This window comes from Hydrogenophaga sp. RAC07, from assembly GCF_001713375.1.
In the GTDB taxonomy this organism is placed as follows: domain Bacteria; phylum Pseudomonadota; class Gammaproteobacteria; order Burkholderiales; family Burkholderiaceae_C; genus Hydrogenophaga.
Genome location: NZ_CP016449.1, coordinates 2,793,958 through 2,809,958 on the forward strand (window position 1 = coordinate 2,793,958; position 16,001 = coordinate 2,809,958).

General features: G+C 67.9%; 17 protein-coding genes and 1 riboswitch. Of the genes, 15 read left to right on the forward strand and 2 right to left on the reverse strand.

The window, feature by feature from the left end; genetic code table 11:
* Positions 1–67: 67 nt before the first annotated feature.
* The 12 genes from BSY239_RS13005 to BSY239_RS13060 all read left to right on the forward strand — a co-directional run bounded on the left by BSY239_RS13005 (position 68) and on the right by BSY239_RS13060 (position 9,767).
* Positions 68–1,078 (forward strand): fatty acid desaturase family protein, encoded by a 1,011-nt coding sequence (locus BSY239_RS13005; RefSeq protein ID WP_069047228.1) that lies wholly within the window; start codon positions 68–70, stop codon positions 1,076–1,078.
* Position 1,079: 1 nt separating this feature from the next.
* Positions 1,080–1,856: an SDR family NAD(P)-dependent oxidoreductase gene (locus tag BSY239_RS13010; RefSeq protein WP_069047229.1), complete on the forward strand. Its 777-nt coding sequence runs from the start codon at positions 1,080–1,082 to the stop codon at positions 1,854–1,856.
* Between the two features lie 61 nt (positions 1,857–1,917).
* Complete coding sequence (locus tag BSY239_RS13015) at positions 1,918–2,679, forward strand: SDR family NAD(P)-dependent oxidoreductase (RefSeq protein WP_069047230.1); 762 nt, start codon at positions 1,918–1,920, stop codon at positions 2,677–2,679.
* A gap of 10 nt (positions 2,680–2,689) precedes the next feature.
* A complete protein-coding gene (locus BSY239_RS13020) occupies positions 2,690–3,589 on the forward strand; it encodes a DMT family transporter (RefSeq protein WP_069047231.1) in 900 nt (299 codons plus the stop codon).
* On the forward strand, positions 3,590–4,381 hold the full coding sequence (locus tag BSY239_RS13025; RefSeq protein ID WP_069047232.1) for a creatininase: 792 nt from the start codon (positions 3,590–3,592) through the stop codon (positions 4,379–4,381). It abuts the gene before it with no gap.
* A gap of 2 nt (positions 4,382–4,383) precedes the next feature.
* Positions 4,384–5,085, forward strand: coding sequence for a cysteine hydrolase family protein (locus tag BSY239_RS13030; protein WP_069047233.1), 702 nt, complete (start codon positions 4,384–4,386; stop codon positions 5,083–5,085).
* Between the two features lie 4 nt (positions 5,086–5,089).
* The gene (locus BSY239_RS13035) at positions 5,090–5,896 is read left to right on the forward strand and encodes an N-acyl homoserine lactonase family protein (protein WP_069047234.1); all 807 of its coding nucleotides are present in this window, start codon (positions 5,090–5,092) and stop codon (positions 5,894–5,896) included.
* The gene (locus BSY239_RS13040) at positions 5,893–6,639 is read left to right on the forward strand and encodes a hypothetical protein (RefSeq protein ID WP_069047235.1); all 747 of its coding nucleotides are present in this window, start codon (positions 5,893–5,895) and stop codon (positions 6,637–6,639) included. The genes BSY239_RS13035 and BSY239_RS13040 overlap by 4 nt, the downstream gene beginning before the upstream one ends.
* A 172-nt stretch (positions 6,640–6,811) precedes the next feature.
* Complete coding sequence (locus BSY239_RS13045) at positions 6,812–7,648, forward strand: transporter substrate-binding domain-containing protein (protein WP_069047236.1); 837 nt, start codon at positions 6,812–6,814, stop codon at positions 7,646–7,648.
* 13 nt (positions 7,649–7,661) lie between these two features.
* Positions 7,662–8,309, forward strand: coding sequence for an amino acid ABC transporter permease (locus BSY239_RS13050; RefSeq protein ID WP_069047237.1), 648 nt, complete (start codon positions 7,662–7,664; stop codon positions 8,307–8,309).
* The gene (locus BSY239_RS13055) at positions 8,306–8,962 is read left to right on the forward strand and encodes an amino acid ABC transporter permease (protein WP_069047238.1); all 657 of its coding nucleotides are present in this window, start codon (positions 8,306–8,308) and stop codon (positions 8,960–8,962) included. Before BSY239_RS13050 ends, BSY239_RS13055 begins: the two co-directional genes overlap by 4 nt.
* Positions 8,963–8,981: 19 nt before the next feature.
* Complete coding sequence (locus BSY239_RS13060) at positions 8,982–9,767, forward strand: amino acid ABC transporter ATP-binding protein (protein WP_069047239.1); 786 nt, start codon at positions 8,982–8,984, stop codon at positions 9,765–9,767.
* Between the two features lie 6 nt (positions 9,768–9,773).
* On the opposite strand, the gene BSY239_RS13065 is transcribed toward BSY239_RS13060, so the two are convergent.
* A complete protein-coding gene (locus BSY239_RS13065; RefSeq protein WP_069048979.1) occupies positions 9,774–10,100 on the reverse strand; it encodes a hypothetical protein in 327 nt (108 codons plus the stop codon).
* 209 nt (positions 10,101–10,309) lie between these two features.
* Between BSY239_RS13065 and BSY239_RS13070 the strand changes: the two genes are divergently transcribed.
* The 3 genes from BSY239_RS13070 to thiC all read left to right on the forward strand — a co-directional run bounded on the left by BSY239_RS13070 (position 10,310) and on the right by thiC (position 15,398).
* Positions 10,310–11,110, forward strand: a complete 801-nt coding sequence (locus BSY239_RS13070; protein WP_069048980.1) for an alpha/beta fold hydrolase — start codon at positions 10,310–10,312, stop codon at positions 11,108–11,110.
* Positions 11,111–11,179: 69 nt separating this feature from the next.
* Positions 11,180–13,207 (forward strand): spermidine synthase, encoded by a 2,028-nt coding sequence (locus BSY239_RS13075; RefSeq protein ID WP_069047240.1) that lies wholly within the window; start codon positions 11,180–11,182, stop codon positions 13,205–13,207.
* Positions 13,208–13,254: 47 nt separating this feature from the next.
* Positions 13,255–13,369, forward strand: a riboswitch (TPP riboswitch).
* A gap of 121 nt (positions 13,370–13,490) precedes the next feature.
* The gene (gene thiC / locus BSY239_RS13080; protein ID WP_069047241.1) at positions 13,491–15,398 is read left to right on the forward strand and encodes a phosphomethylpyrimidine synthase ThiC; all 1,908 of its coding nucleotides are present in this window, start codon (positions 13,491–13,493) and stop codon (positions 15,396–15,398) included.
* A gap of 10 nt (positions 15,399–15,408) precedes the next feature.
* Here thiC and BSY239_RS13085 read toward each other — a convergent pair whose 3' ends face one another.
* Positions 15,409–15,882, reverse strand: coding sequence for a helix-turn-helix domain-containing protein (locus BSY239_RS13085; RefSeq protein ID WP_069048981.1), 474 nt, complete (start codon positions 15,880–15,882; stop codon positions 15,409–15,411).
* Positions 15,883–16,001: the final 119 nt, after the last annotated feature.

Below are 16,001 nucleotides of genomic sequence, written 5' to 3' on the forward strand. Positions count from 1 at the left end.
GGCTGCACCGGTGCCCGCTCGGGCACCGGTGCGGTGACGACTGCGTTGACCCATTGAAGGCATTGCCATGAAACCGGTTTTCCGATACGAGGATGGCGTGTGGCCGAATGTCGCCGCCATCGGCTTCATCGTGCTGGGATGGCCGGTGGGCATTGCCCTGCTGGGGCAGGCCAGCTGGCTGTTGAATGCACTGGGCGTGCTGCTGGTGGCGCAAACGCTGGTGTGGTCGGCCTACTTCATCCACGAGTTCGCGCACAACGCCATCTTTCGCACCGCGCAGGCCAACGAGCGCTGGGGCACGCTGATGAGCTGGATCAACGGCAGCTGCTACGCCAGCTTCGCCGACATGCGCCGCAAACACATGCGCCACCACGTGGAGCGCGCCGACGTCCTCACGTTCGACGCGCAGGCCTTCCTGCGCGCCCACCCCGCCGTGCGCCGCGTGGTGCTGGCGCTGGAGTGGGCCTACATCCCGGCGGTCGAGTTTGTGATGCGCGGCTATGTGATCGCCATGCCCTTCATGGGCGAGAAGAAAAAAGCCGCGCGTGCCCGCGTGATCGGCGTGGCACTGGTGCGCGTCGCTGCACTCGCCCTGCTTGGCTGGTGGTCGCTCAAGGCCCTCGCCCTGTACTTCGTGGCCTTCCTCATCTTCATCACGGTGCTGCGCTTTGCGGACTGCTTCCAGCACACCTACGACGCCTACCCCATCCTGGACGACACACCGATCCCCGCCGACAAGCTGCGCGACCGCGCCTACGAGCAGGCCAACACCTACAGCGACGTGGTGAGCCTGGACGCGAAGTGGTTCAACCTGATCTGGCTGAACTTCGGTTTCCACAACGCGCACCACGAACGCCCCACCGCGCCCTGGTACCGCCTGCCCGCCTTCCACCGCGAGCTCTACGCCGACAGCTACCCGCAGGTGATCACCGTGGGTGAACTGCTCAAGAGCTTCCACATCAACCGCGTCAAACGCGTGCTGGCAAGCAACTACGGCGTGGTGCAACCGCCCGGCACGCCGGGCCGCGCCGACGGTTTCCTGGGCGCCGTGGGCGTGTCTTTCCTCACCGCCGTCTGACATGGCCGTCGACCACGGCCTGGAGGGCAAGACCGTGCTGATCACCGGCGCGGCTGGCGGCATCGGCCAGGCGCTGGCGCGGGCCTTTGCGGCGCAAGGCGTGCGGCTGATGTTGCTGGACCGCACGGGCACCGGTTTGTCCTTAGTGGCCAGCGAGCTGGGTGCCACAGCGGTCGAGTGCGACCTCGGCGATACCCAACAGGTGGCCGCCGTGGCCGACCAGGTGCGCGACGCCTGGGGCCAGCTCGACGTGCTGGTCAACAACGCCGGCACCGAGTACCCCACGCCGCTGGACGACGCCGCACCCGATGCCATGACCCGCTGGGCCGGCCTGCTGGACAACAACGTCACCTCCATGGTGCGGCTCATGCAGGCCCTGCTGCCCTTGCTGCCGCGCGGCGCGAGTGTCATCAACCAGTCGTCCATCTGGGGCCGCATCGGCGTGGCGGGCTTCTCGGCCTACGCGGCGAGCAAACACGCGGTGATCGGTCTCACGCGCTCGCTCGCGCTGGAGCTCGGGCCGCGCGGCATCCGCGTGAATGCGGTCTGCCCCGGCTGGATCCGCACCGAGGCCGCGATGCGATCGCTCACCGCCATGGCACATGAGCAAGGCCGCAGCGAAGCCGAGGTGGAGCGCGAGATCCTGGCGCGCCAGGCCGTGCCCGAGATGCTCACACCGGCCGACATCGCCGGCGTGTTCCTGTTTCTGGCCAGCACCGAATCGCGTTCGCTCACCGGCCAGTGCCTGGTGGCCAGCCACGGCGAGGTGATGGCATGAGCGCCGCGCCGGGCCGTTCCCAAGCAAGCTCGCACCGCAGCCCGCAGGGCGAAGGTACCCCATGAGCGTTTCTCTTTCACTCTCGGGGCAGACGGCCCTCATCACCGGTGCGGCCACCGGCATCGGCCGCGCGATCGCGCTGAAGCTCTCGCAAGCCGGTGCGCGCGTGGTCATCAACCACCTGAACCAGCCACAGGATGCCGCCACGCTGGTGCAGGCCATCAAGGGCGCGGGCGGACACGCTGTGGCCATCAACGCCGACGTGAGCGACAGCGCGGCTGTGCAGCGCCTGGTGGAGGAAGCCTTGCACACCATGGGCGACCTGCACATCCTCGTCAACAACGCCGGCATCATCCAGGAAAAGCCTTTCCTGGACACCTCCGAAGCCGACTGGGACCGCATGTTGAACACCGACCTCAAGTCGGTCTTCCTCATGGCGCGCGCGGTGCTGCCCGGCATGGTGGCGCGCGGCGGTGGCGTCATCGTCAACCTCGCGTCCGACCTCGGCATCCTGGGCCGCGAGAACTACGCGCCCTACTGCGCGGCCAAGGCCGGTGTGATCGGCCTCACGCGTTCGCTGGCGCGTGAGTTCGCGCCCCACGGCATCCGCGTCAATGCCATTGCGCCCGGCCCGGTGAACACCGCCATGGTCTCGCTCGAACACATGAGCCCCGAGTGGATCGAGAAGGAACTCGCCATTCCGCAGCACCGCGTGGCCGAGGCCGAAGAGATCGCGGCCACGGCGCTGTTCCTGGCCTCCGACATGTCCCGCTTTTACTGCGGCCAGGTACTCGGTCCCAACGGCGGCTCGGTGATGCCCTGATCGGCCCCCCATGTCCGTGCTCACCCACCCGTCCAACCGCGTCGCCACCGGCGTGTTGCTGTTCTCGGCATCGCTGTGGGGCCTGTCGTGGATGCCGCTCAAGTGGTTCATCGCGCAGGGTCTCACCGGTCCCATGGTGTCGCTGCTCTCTTACGGCGTGGTGGGCCTGTTCAGCTGCGTTTTCATCTGGCGCCAGCGCGCCGCGTGGCGGGTGCAGTGGGGTCTGCTGCTGGCCCTGGCCGTGGTGGGTGGCTGGGCCAACACCTCGTTCGTCAACGCGCTCATGCTGGGCGACGTGGTGCGGGTCATGTTCCTATTCTACCTCTCGCCGGTGTGGTCCGTGCTGGGTGGCTGGCTGTTCCTGAAGGAGCGCATTCCGCCGCTGCGCTGGGCGGCGGTGGTGGTGGCGCTGCTGGGGCTGTGGCTGTTCCTGGGCGGCCCGGGTGGGCTCGGTTTCACCTTCACCTTCGTCGATTTCCTCGCGCTCTCCGCCGGCTTCTGCTTTGCGGCCAACAACGTGATCGCCCGCGCCGCGCAGCAGGTGCCCATGGTGAGCAAGACCTTCGCGGTGTTCGCGGGCTGCGGTGTCATTTCGTTGTTGGCCACCAGCGCACTGGGCCACAGCGTGCCCAGCGGCATGGGCATCGGCGTGTGGCTGGCCGTGCTGGCCTACGGATTTGTGTGGCTGCTGCTGGCCACCGCCACCTGGCAGTTCGGTGTGACGCACATCGAGAGCAGCAAGGCCGGCGTGATCCTGCTGGCCGAGCTGGTGGTCGCGGTGATGAGCGCGCTGTGGTTCGGCGACGAATCCATGACCGGCCTGGAGTGGGCCGGCGGCGCGCTGATCGCCATGGCCGCGTTCGCCGAAGCGCTCGACACCTCGCCCGATCCCAAACCCCAAGGAGCCTGAATGAACCCCACCGTGTGGATGAACGAACTCTCGTGGGTGGACTACCAGTCGCGCGTGCAACGCGACCAGCCGCCGGTGCTGCTGCCCGTGGGCGCACTCGAACAGCACGGCCCACACTTGCCGTTGGGCACCGACGGTCTGCTGTCCAGCGCGGTGGCGGCCGACGCCGCAGCGCTCGTGGGTGGCCTGGTGGCGCCCACGCTGTCGTACGGCTACAAGTCGCAGCCCAAGTGCGGTGGCGGCCAGCACTTCTGCGGCACCACGAGTGTGGACGCGGCCACGCTGGTCGGCCAGGTGCGGGACGCGGTGCGCGAGTTCGCACGACACGGCTTGGCGAAGCTCGTGATCGTGAACGGCCACTACGAAAACCAGTGGTTCCTGATCGAAGGCATCGACCTCGGCCTGCGCGACGCCAAGGCCGCCGACCCGGCCAACCAGTTGCAGGTGATGCGCCTGGAGTACTGGGACTTCATGACGCCCGAGACCCTGGGCGATGTGTTCCCCGACGGTTTTCCGGGCTTTGCGCTGGAGCATGCCGCGGTGCTGGAAACGTCCATGATGCTGCACTACCACCCGCATCTGGTGCGCATGGACCTGCTGCCCGACGACGGCCCGGCCGACTTCCCGCCGTACGACATGTACCCGCCGCGCACCGACTGGGTGCCGGCCTCGGGCGTGCTGTCATCGGCCAAGGGATCGGACGCCGTCAAGGGCCGCTTGCTCGCGGTTGAAGTGGCCCGCCGCATGGCCGAAGCCATCACCAACGGCTTCACCCGACCCAAGGTCGTCTGAGCATGGACACCGCGTTCGACCCCACCCACACCGCACTGGTCGTGATCGACCTGCAGCGCGACTTCTGCAGCCCGGGCGGCTACGCCCACCAGGCCGGCATCGACATCGGCCCCATGCAGGCGGTGGTGGCCAACACCGTGCGGCTGCTGCAGGCCGCGCGTGCGGCGGGCCTGCTGGTGGTGCACACGCGCGAAGGCCATCTGAGCGACCTGAGCGACTGTCCCGCCACCAAACTGCAGCGCAGCGTGGACGCGGGCGCACCCATCGGCAGCCTGGGGCCGCTGGGCCGCCTGCTGGTGCGCGGTGAACAAGGCCACGACTTCGTGGACGCGGTGCGACCGGTGACTGGCGAAGAGGTGATCGACAAGCCCGGCTATGGCGCCTTTCACCGCACGCGGCTGGCGCAGGTGCTGGCCGCGCACGACATCGAGGCGCTCATCATCTGCGGCGTGACCACCGAGGTCTGTGTGCATTCCACGCTGCGCGAAGCGGTGGACCGGGGCTTTGCCTGCACCACCGTGGGTGACGCGACCGCCGCCAGCAATCCGGCGCTGCAGGCACCTGCCCTGGCCATGATCGCGGTGGAGGGCGGCATCTTCGGGCGCGTGCGCAGCACCGACGAGGTGGTGGCCTCGTTGCAGGGGGTGCGAGCCGCCGTTCCCGACAGGGTGAACACCTGGGTGCAATCCTTCACCGGAGCCTGACCCCATGACCCAAGCCTTGCGCCTCTGGCCGCTGCTCACCGCGACCCACCGCTACGACAAGACCATCTCCACCTTCAACCGGGGCCATGGCCAGACCATTGAAGCGCCCATCCTGGCCTACCTGATCGAAACGAAAAACGGCCGGATCCTCTACGACGTCGGTTGTGACCACGCCAAGATCCACACGCCCACGCTGCGGGACCGCTACTACAACCCTGCCACCTTCGAGATGGGCGCGCCCGACATGCGGGAGGAACACCGCATCCCGAACCACCTGGCGCGCCTGGGGCTGGGAGCGAAGGATGTGGACGTGATCTTCATCGGCCACCTGCACTTCGACCACGCGGGTGGCTTGAAGGAGCTCAAACGCTGCGGCTGCGGCGCCGAGGTCCACCTGCAGCGCGACGAGTGGAATGCCGCCTGCAGCGGACTGGACGGCGCGGTGTTCGAAGACGACCTGCTCGACGACGAGGGACGGGCCCTCCCGTTCTGCCTGAAGCACGGCGAGTACAGCGTGTTGCCCGGCGTGCACGCCGTGGCCACGCCCGGCCACACCGCCGGCCACATGTCGATGCTGATCGAACTGCCCACCGGTGCGCCGGTGCTGCTGGCCGGCGACGCGGCCGACCTGCAGGAAAACATCGACGACGAGGTGGCACCCGGCACGCTGTGGCAGGGCCGCGAGCAGCAGGCTGTGGAGAGCATTCGCAAACTCAAGGCACTCGCCTTTGATACCGGCGCGCAGCTCTGGCCCAACCACGACATGGCCTTCTACCGACAGCTGCCCGTCTTCCCGAACGCCGTCACATGACCATCCCCGATCGTTATCACGGCGTGTGGCAGCGCACCCTGCTGGAAACGCCCACCGAGCGCGACACCACCACCTGGGTGCGCTGGCTGCAGGCAGGCCTGTGGCACGGTGACCTGCGCGTGCCCGCCACGGCCAACCGCGCCACCTCGGCCGGCCGCGCCCAACTGCAGGGCTTCGGCGGCACCACGCTCATCACGCAGCCCGACCCGCACCAACCCGACGTCTGCACCTGGCAGCGGCACATCGACCTGCAGCCGCCGCGCAGCACACCCGACGCGGGCCACATGGTGTTCGAGTCAGCCGACTGTGTGCACGAGACCGGCATCCACGGCACCTACTTCGAAGTGTGGGAACGCCTGCCGGGCTCGCTGGGCAAACGCATCGCACTGGCCGCGCTCGACGACACCGGCGCACCCACGGCGGAGCGCCTGCTGGTGGCCGGGCGGTACCTCATGCACCTGCGCCCGCGCAGCACCGCCTGGCCGGCCGACACCGCGCCCGACGACACCCTGGCCGAGGTGGTGGCGCGCCACCCGCAAGCAGCCGAGGACCTGCTGGACTTCGACATCGGCTTCGGCACGCTGGAACACGGCGTGTGGACCATCGAGCGCGCCACTGTGCCCGAACGGGAAGGCCGCGCGCACACCTGTGCCCTGCAGCGCACGAGCCAGTCGGAGGCCACGGTGAAGAGCCCTCTTCTGCCGGTGCATTGGCAGGTGCTGGAGTGGCACGCACCCGACTGAAGCGTGCCCACGCACCGCTGCCGTGCACCCGACGGCACATGCACCGGCTTCGCAGCGGGTGGTGGGGACGCGTCTGCACAACCGGACCTCCTCGGCTTTTGGATGGGCATGCAACTTGCGCTGAAGGTGAAGCGATTCACCCCACGTCCCTTCCACTCCCAGGAGCTTCACCATGCCAGCCACCCTCCCGTTCTCCCGCCGCGGCGTGCTCGCCGCCCTGCTGCTGCCGCTCGCACTGTGGGCCACCACCGCACACGCCGCCAACCTCGACGAGATCAAGAAGCGCGGCTACATGACCGTGGTCACCGAAGACGACTTCCGCCCGTTTGAATTTGTCAAGGACGGCAAGCCCACCGGGTTCAACAACGAGATGGTGGATGCGCTGCGCAAGTACGCGCCGTTTGAAATCCGCCAGGAGATCCTGCCCTGGCCCGGCATCCTCGCGGGCGTGGCGACCGGCAAGTACGACATCGCCATCACCGCCGTGCTCATGACCAAGGAACGCACGCTCTCGCTGGACTTCACCAGCCCCATTGCCGATGCCACGCACTACTACGTCAAGCGCAAGGACGACAGCAGCATCAAGAGCATCAAGGACCTCAACGGCAAGACCGTGGGCGTGCAGACCGGCAGCGCGTTCCTGAGCCGCCTGCCCGAGCTCCAGGCCATGCTGGCCAAGGAGGGCGGCAAGCTCGGCAAGGTCGTGGAGTACGCGTCCTACCCCGAGGCCTACCAGGACCTCGCGCTCAAGCGCACCGACTTCGTGGTCAACACCGTCATCAACCTCAAGGCGCTGGTGGCGGAGCGTCCGAACGTGTTCGAACTCGGTCAGCCGGTCTCGGGCAGCTCGTACCCCGCCTGGGCGGTGAAGAAGGGCAACACCGATCTGCAGAAGTTCATGAACGAATTCATTGCCGCGCAGAAGGCCAACGGAGTCATGCCGGCGCTGCAGAAGAAGTGGTTCGGTGAAGCGTTCACGCTGCCGGTGAGCTACACGCCCGAGCAGTGAAGCCTTTCAGCGCATGACCCACGCCGATGTCCTGTCGATCTTCAGCGGCGCGCTGACCACGCTGCTGCTGTCCATCGCCGGCATCGCGCTGGGCCTTCCGTTCGGTCTGGGCCTGGCACTGGCGCGCTGGGCCAAGGTGCCGCTGCTCAACCCCGTGGTGGCGGTGTACGTGAGCCTGCTGCGCGCCACGCCGCTCATCACGCTGGTGCTGCTGATCTTTTTTGCCTTGCCCACGGCGGGTGTGTCGGTGGGCCCGGTGACCGCCGGGCTGATCGCGCTCGTGCTCAACACCGCCGCCTTCAACTGCGAGGTGTGGCGCGCCGCCCTGCTCGACCTGCCCAGAGACCAGATCGAAGCGGCGCAATCGGTCGGCATGGGCCGGGTGCTGCGCTTTCGGCGCATCGTGCTGCCGCAGGTGTGGCGCACGGCGCTGCCCGGACTCATCAACGAGATGTCGCAGCTGGTCAAACTCACCCCCGTGCTCGCGGTGGTGGGCGTGGTCGACATCACACGCGCGGCCGTGCGCATCGGCGCGCAGACCTACGAACCGCTGCCACCCTTTCTGGTGGCTCTGGCCATCTACATCCCCATCGTCTATGCGCTGGTGAGCGTGCAGCGCTGGGTGGAGCGGCGCACCGTGCAGCGCGAGGCCACCGCATGATGCGCGACTTCGCCACCGTGTGGTCGGAGCGCGGCTTGCTGTTCTCGGGCCTGGGCAACACCGTGCTGCTCTCGGTGCTGGCGGGTGTGGCGGCGCTGCTGCTCGGTGCCTTGTTGTCGATGCTTCTCATGTCGCCGAAGCGCATGCTGTTGTTGCCGGCCAAGGCGCTGGTGGACCTGGCGCGCTGCACACCGTTTCTGCTGTTCGCCTACATCGTCTACTACGGCCTGCCGTCGCTGGGTCTGCAGTTCGACGCCTGGAGCGCGGGCCTGTTCGCCCTCACCGCGTACCACGCGGCCTACATGGCCGAGATCCTGCGCGCCGCCTGGGCGGCGCAGCCGCGCGCACCCATCGAAGCCGGCGTGGCGTTCGGCTACAGCGGCCTGGGCCTGTTCCGGCGCATCGTGCTGCCGCCGCTGGCGCTCTCGAGCGCGCCGGTGCTGGGCAACCAGCTGATCCAGATCATCAAGGACAGCGCCTTCCTCACCATCATCACGCTGCCCGAACTCACCCACGCGGTGAGCTCCATCCAGTCGCGCCACTTCATCCCGTTCGCCGCCTTCCTCACCGCCGTGCTGCTCTACTGGGCGCTTTGCCTGGTGGTGGAGGCCGGCGTGGCCGCCGTGGGGCGTTTGGCCGAAGCGCGGCGCTGACCTCCCAACCGAGCCCACCATGCCCACACGCATCCCCCTCCTCAGTGTCCAGTCGCTGCGCAAAAGCTACGGCAACCTGCGTGTGCTCGACGACATCTCGTTCACCGTGGCGCCGGGCGAAACGGTGTGCCTGCTCGGGCCTTCGGGCTCGGGCAAGTCCACGCTGCTTCGCTGCATCAACTGGCTGGAGCGCCCCGACAGCGGCCGCATCCTCATCGACAGCCAACCCATCGGAGTCACCAGTGGCGGCGTGGTCATGAACGACCAGCAGCTCGCGCAGGTGCGCACGCGCATCGGCATGGTGTTCCAGCAGCTCGCGCTGTGGCCCCACCTCACCGTGTTGCAAAACGTGATGGAGGCACCGGTGCATGTGCAACGCCGACCCAGGGACGACGTGCGCGCCGAGGCCGAAGCGCTGCTGACGCGCGTGGGACTGTTCGACAAACGCGATGTGTTCCCCGCGCGCCTGTCGGGTGGTCAGAAGCAGCGTGTGGGCATTGCGCGCGCGCTGGCCATGAAGCCCGCGCTCATGCTGTTCGACGAGCCCACCAGCGCGCTCGACCCCGAACTGGTGGGGGAGGTGCTGGCCGTGATGCGCGACCTGGCCGCCGAGGGCATGACCATGCTGGTGGTGACCCACGAAATGGCCTTCGCCCGCGAGGCGGCCCACCGCGTGGTGTTCATGGACCACGGCGTGGTGGTGGAGACGGGCTCGCCCGAGGCTTTTTTCAATGCGCCGTCCACCGAACGGGGACGGCAGTTCCTGCAACGTTTCTCGAACGGGCGGGCCGCTCTGGCCGCCTGATGCGTTTCAGCGCTTGGGCATGCCGGGACCCTGGCCCCCACCCGGTCCCATGCCGCCGCGCACCGGCGGCAACTCGGGCAGCGTGGCACCACGCTCCTTCGCCCGCGCCTGCATCTGCTCATGGTGTTGCACGCGGAGCTGCTCACGTTCTTCCAGTGTGCGGGCCGCGCGCATCCGGTCGCGGTATTCCAGCCGCTCCTGCTGGGTCATGAGTTGTGCGCCATAAATCGGCGCCTCATCCGCAGCCAGAGGGCCGGGAACCGCCGGTTGCGCCATGGCAACTCCCGAGATGGCGGTGAAAAACAACGCTGCGGCAAGCATTCCGGGTTTCATGAAGGGCTCCATCAAGGTGTGAAGTCCCATGGCACAGGCCATGGGACAGGGCCGCCCATGGTGTCCTGAGCGGTGCCAGTTCCCGTTGATCGCGCTCAACCCGAAGCCGATCACAACGCCGGGTGTCGACGGACACCCCGGTTGCCGTGTCAAATGGCAGCGGCACCCGAACGGGCATTGCACGCCCAGCACCCTCCATGGAGCACCCCATGCCCGATGTCCAACCCCACACCCGCGAAGCCGGTGCCGGCCCGACCGTGATCTGCCTGCACTCCAACGCGAGCCACGGCGGCCAGTGGCGTGCCCTCATGGCGCGGCTGGCTCCGCGCCACCGCGTGTTGGTGCCCGATTCCTATGGCTCGGGTGCCAGCCCCGAGTGGCCGTCAGACCGCCGCATCGCACTGGCCGACGAAGTGGCGTTCCTCGACCCGGTGCTGGCCCGGGCCGGCGATGCCTTCAGCCTCGTGGGCCATTCGTATGGGGCGGCGGTCGCGCTGATCGCGGCGCTGCAGCATCCGCAGCGCGTGCGTGCGCTGGTGTTGTACGAGCCCACGCTGTTCTCGCTGATCGAAGCCGACGGCCCGTCGCCCAACGAAGCCGACGGCATCCGCAACGCCGTCGCCGCCGCGGCGGCGGCGCTGGATGCGGGCGACAAGCCGCTGGCCGCCCAATGTTTCATTGACTACTGGATGGGCCCGGGCAGCTGGGACGCCACGCCACCCGAGCGCCAACCCGCGATTTCGAACTCGACGGCGAACGTGCGCCGCTGGGCCCACGCCCTGATGACCGAGCCCACACCCCTGGCCCGTTTTGCCGACATCGAGATTCCGGTGCTGCTCATGACGGGCGCTCGCTCCACAGTGTCGGCCCACGGCGTCGCCCGGCGTTTGCTGGGTGTTCTGCCTCGCGCCGAGCATGTGGTGTTCGAGCAGCTTGGCCACATGGGACCGATCACGCATCCGGAGCCTGTGAACGAAGCGATCGACGTGTTTCTGCAGCGCCACACCTGAACGCGCGAGACGGCGGGCGGTTCAGCCGCGCAGCCATACTTCAGCACCTCAGGCTCGCCACGCACACCCATGCCGCTCTTCGCCGCCACGGTCTTTCTCTCCGCCTTCCTGCTGTTCCAGATCCAGCCCGTCGTGGCCAAGATGATCCTGCCGTGGTTCGGCGGCTCGTCGTCGGTGTGGACGCTGTGCATGGTGTTCTTCCAGGTGGAGCTGCTGCTGGGCTACGCCTACGTGCACCTGCTGCACGAAAAGATCAGCGCCGGGCGCCAGCCCTGGGTGCACGGCGCGCTGCTGCTGCTGAGCCTGGCCACGCTGCCGGTGGTGGCCGACCCGTCGTGGAAGCTCGATGCCCAGGCCTACCCGACCTGGAGCGTGCTCGGCGTGCTGGCCACCACGGTGGGCGTGCCCTACCTGCTGCTCTCGACCACCGGCCCGCTCATGCAGGCCTGGTACGCGCGCAGCTTTGTGAGCCAGGGTGTGCAGCCCTACCGGCTGTATGCGCTGTCCAACCTGGCGTCGATGCTGGCGCTGCTCTCGTACCCGGTGCTGGTGGAGCCGATGCTGGCGGTGAAGCCGCAGGCCTGGGTGTGGTCGACCGGCTACGCGCTGTTTGTGCTGGTGTGCGTGGCCACCGCGGCCTACACCGTGCGGCGGCAGAACGACGCGGCCACCGCCGCCCCGCCGCTGGACGACACACCCCGCCCCGGCTGGCGCGAGTGCCTCATGTGGGTGGGCCTGGCAGCCACCGCTTCGATGCTGCTGCTGGCCATCACGCGCCACCTCACACAAGACGTGGCGCCCGTGCCCTTTCTCTGGGTGCTGCCGCTGGCGTTGTACCTGCTGAGCTTCATCCTGTGTTTCGACGCACCGCGCTATTACGTGCGCCCGTTCTTCCTGTGGGTGGCCTTGCCGCTGGCCTTCGTGGCGCTGGATCTCGCCATGAATCAGGGCCTGGACGTGCCGGTGCTCGTGGCCTTGCTGTGCGCGGCGGTGTTCGTGTTCTGCATGGTCTGCCACGGCGAGCTGGTGCGCCGGCGCCCGCCCGTGCGCCACCTCACGCTGTTCTATCTGATGCTCTCGGTGGGCGGCGCGCTGGGTGGCCTGTTCGTGGGGTTGGTGGCGCCGGTGATCTTCAATGCCTACTTCGAGTTGCCGCTGGGCCTGTTTCTGTGTGCGCTGCTGGTGGTGCTGGTGCTCTGGCCCGAGCTGCGCGACCAGCGGCCACACTGGCTGCGTGGTGCCTTGCTGCTGGCGCTGTTGCTCTACGGCGCGCGCCTGTCCAGCATCTCGCTGGACTATGTGCAGGGCTACACCGAGGTGGTGCGCAACTTCTACAGCCAGACGCGCATTGAAGAGGGCGTGGACGAAGACGGCCTGGGCCCCATGCGCAGCATGGTGCACGGCAGCATCACCCACGGCGAGCAGTACCTGAACCATCCGAAGCGCGCCACCGCCTACTACTGCGAACGCACCGGCATCGGCCGCGCGCTGCAAAGCCTGCCCACCGACCGTCCGCGCCAACTCGGTGTGGTGGGCCTGGGCGCGGGCACGCTGGCGGTGTACGGCCGCGCGGGCGATCAGATGCGCATGTACGAGATCAACGACCAGGTGCTCGACCTCGCGCGCAAACACTTCAGCTACCTGGCGGACAGCGCGGCGAACATCGTGCCGGTGCTGGGCGACGGCCGCCTGATGCTGGAGCGCGAACCCCCGCAAGCTTTTGACCTGCTCGCCATGGACGCCTTCTCGGGCGACTCCATTCCCACCCACCTGCTCACGCTGGAGGCGTTCGACGCCTACATGCGCCACATGCGCCCCGACGGCCTGCTCGCCGTGCACATCACCAACACCTACCTCGACCTGCGCCCGGTCATGGCCTCGGCCGCACAACACGTGGGCAAGGTGGCGTTGCTGCTCGAATTGCCGGGTGGCCACGGCGATCCGTTCTGCCGGCGTTCCACCTGGGTGGTGTTCGTGAGCGCCGCCCAGGCCGCTGCGCTGCCGCCAACGCTGCAAGACGCCCGGGTGCTGGAGCCACGGCCCGGGTTCCGGCCGTGGACGGACACGTTCTCGAACCTGTTCGACATCCTGATCTGAACCCGCGGCAGCAGGCGGGCCCACAAGCGCCCGGCGCGCATACACTCCTCCTTGCTCCGGGGTGCACCGATCTGAAAGGGTCGGGCGCTGAGATGGCTGACCAGCCAAACCCGTGAACTTGATCCGGTTAGTACCGGCGAAAGAAGAGCGCATGCCCCACGCGGCATGTGGGTGTCCCCCTCCTCCGTTTTTCATGGCGGAGGTGGCTCACCCGCCGTCGCGGTCCCTGGGGCGGTCCTCCGGAGCATTCACTGCCCATCCACCGGAACCGGAGACCGCCACCATGCATGCGTCCGACAAGTTGCCCGCCACCCCGTTCGCCCTCAGCCGCGAACCCTTCCCCGCCTCCCGCAAACTCCACGTCCCCGGCCAGTTGCCGGGTGTGCGCGTTCCCATGCGCGAGATCGCGCTCACCAACGGCGAACGGGTCGTGGTGTACGACACGTCGGGCCCGTACTCGGAGCCTGCGGCCGCCATCGACGTGACGCGCGGTCTGCCCGACGTGCGCGGTGCGTGGATCGCCGCGCGCGGAGACACCGAGACCTATGCCGGCCGCGCCCGCCAGGTGCTGGACGACGGTGTGAAGAACGAGGCCCGCCAGAACGACACCACCATCGAACGCATCGAAGCGCTGCGTGCCCAGGCCGCAGGCCTGCAGCGAACGCCGCGCCGCGCCAGGAGCGGCATGAACGTGACGCAGCTGCACTACGCGCGCCGCGGCATCGTCACGCCCGAGATGGAATTTGTTGCCGTGCGCGAAAACGGCCAACGCGAATGGATGGCCGGGTACCTGGGCGACGCTGCCCGCGAGTCGCGTCTGCGCGGCAACCCCATGGGCGCGCGCATCCCGGACGTGATCACGCCCGAGTTCGTGCGCGACGAGGTGGCGCGCGGCCGCGCCATCATCCCGGCCAACATCAACCACCCCGAAGTGGAACCGATGGCCATTGGCCGCAACTTCCTCGTCAAGGTCAACGCCAACATCGGCAATTCGGCGGTGACCTCCAGCATCGAGGAAGAGGTGGACAAGCTGGTCTGGGCGATCCGCTGGGGCGCGGACAACGTGATGGACCTCTCCACCGGCCGCAACATCCACACCACGCGCGACTGGATCGTGCGCAACTCGCCGGTGCCCATCGGCACGGTGCCGATCTACCAGGCGCTGGAGAAGGTGGGCGGCGTGGCCGAAGACCTCACCTGGGCGATCTACCGCGACACGCTGATCGAGCAGGCCGAGCAGGGGGTGGACTACTTCACCATCCACGCCGGTGTGCGCCTGCCCTTCATCCACCTCACCGCGAACCGGCGCACGGGCATCGTTTCGCGCGGCGGCTCGATCATGGCCAAGTGGTGCATCACACACCACCGCGAGAGTTTTCTGTATGAGCACTTCGACGAGATCTGCGAGATCATGAAGGCCTACGACGTGAGCTTCTCGCTCGGCGACGGCCTGCGCCCTGGCAGCGCGGCGGACGCCAACGACGAGGCGCAGTTTGCCGAACTCAAGACGCTGGGTGAGCTCACGCAGACCGCGTGGCAACACGACGTGCAAACGATGATCGAAGGGCCGGGCCATGTGCCCATGCACCTGATCCAAGCCAACATGGACGAGCAGTTGAAGCACTGCCACGAGGCGCCGTTCTACACGCTGGGGCCGCTGACCATCGACATCGCACCGGGCTACGACCACATCGCCTCGGCGATCGGCGCGGCCATGATCGGCTGGATGGGCACGGCCATGCTGTGCTACGTGACGCCCAAGGAACACCTGGGCCTGCCCGACCGCGACGACGTGAAGCAGGGCCTGATCGCCTACAAGATCGCCGCCCACGCAGCCGATATCGCCAAGGGCCATCCGGGTGCCCGCGCGCGCGACGACGCCATGAGCAAGGCGCGTTTCGAGTTCCGCTGGCACGACCAGTTCAACCTGGGCCTGGACCCCGACACCGCGCGCGACTTCCACGACGAGACCTTGCCCAAGGACAGCAGCAAGGAGGCGCACTTCTGCAGCATGTGCGGGCCGAAGTTCTGCTCGATGAAGATCACGCAGGACGTGCGCGATTTCGCAGAGAAACAGGGTTTGAGCGAGGCCGACGCGCTGGCGCGTGGCATGGCCGCCAAGTCGGCCGAGTTCAAAGCCGCGGGCGGGTCGTTCTATGTCCCGGTGGAGACCTTGGCCCGCAAGGCCTGACGCCCGCTGGCTAGGTTGGCGGCGCTTCAGGTGTCACCAGTGCCAGTGCTTCGCGTTTGCCCAAGGCCAGGCGCTCCAGGATCTTGGGCACGCGCGAGGCGCGTGGCACGGCGCCACCGGACTCCCACTTCCAGATCGAGAGCGACGACACACCCAACAGCCGGGCCGCCTGTTCCTGCGTGAGGCCCAGCCGGGCCCGCTGCGTTTTCAAGCGTTCTGCGGTGAACACCACTTTGCGCCCGGGCTTGCCCCGGGGCGCCCCGGCACCTGCCGCGCTGGCCGGTGGCGCGCTGCGCGCCGGCTCGGCCCGCGTCCTGCCCAGCTGGTTGGTCTGGGTCTGCAGGGCCTTGAGCTGCTTCTTCAGGGCCGCGATCTCGGAGCGCTGCTGCAAGGAGGTCTTGCGCAAAGCCCCGAGTTCGTCGCGCAGTTCCTTGCGCGCCACGCGGGCGATCTCTTTCTTGAGGGAATCGGCAAAGGTGGTCATGGCAACATGGTACGCCATCGAACACTGGAGGCAAAAAGTTTGAATGGCAGGCTGTTGGCAAAAGACCGCGGCCGGTCATGCGCTCCGCGCCTACCCACACAGAACCCGCAGAGCCACTG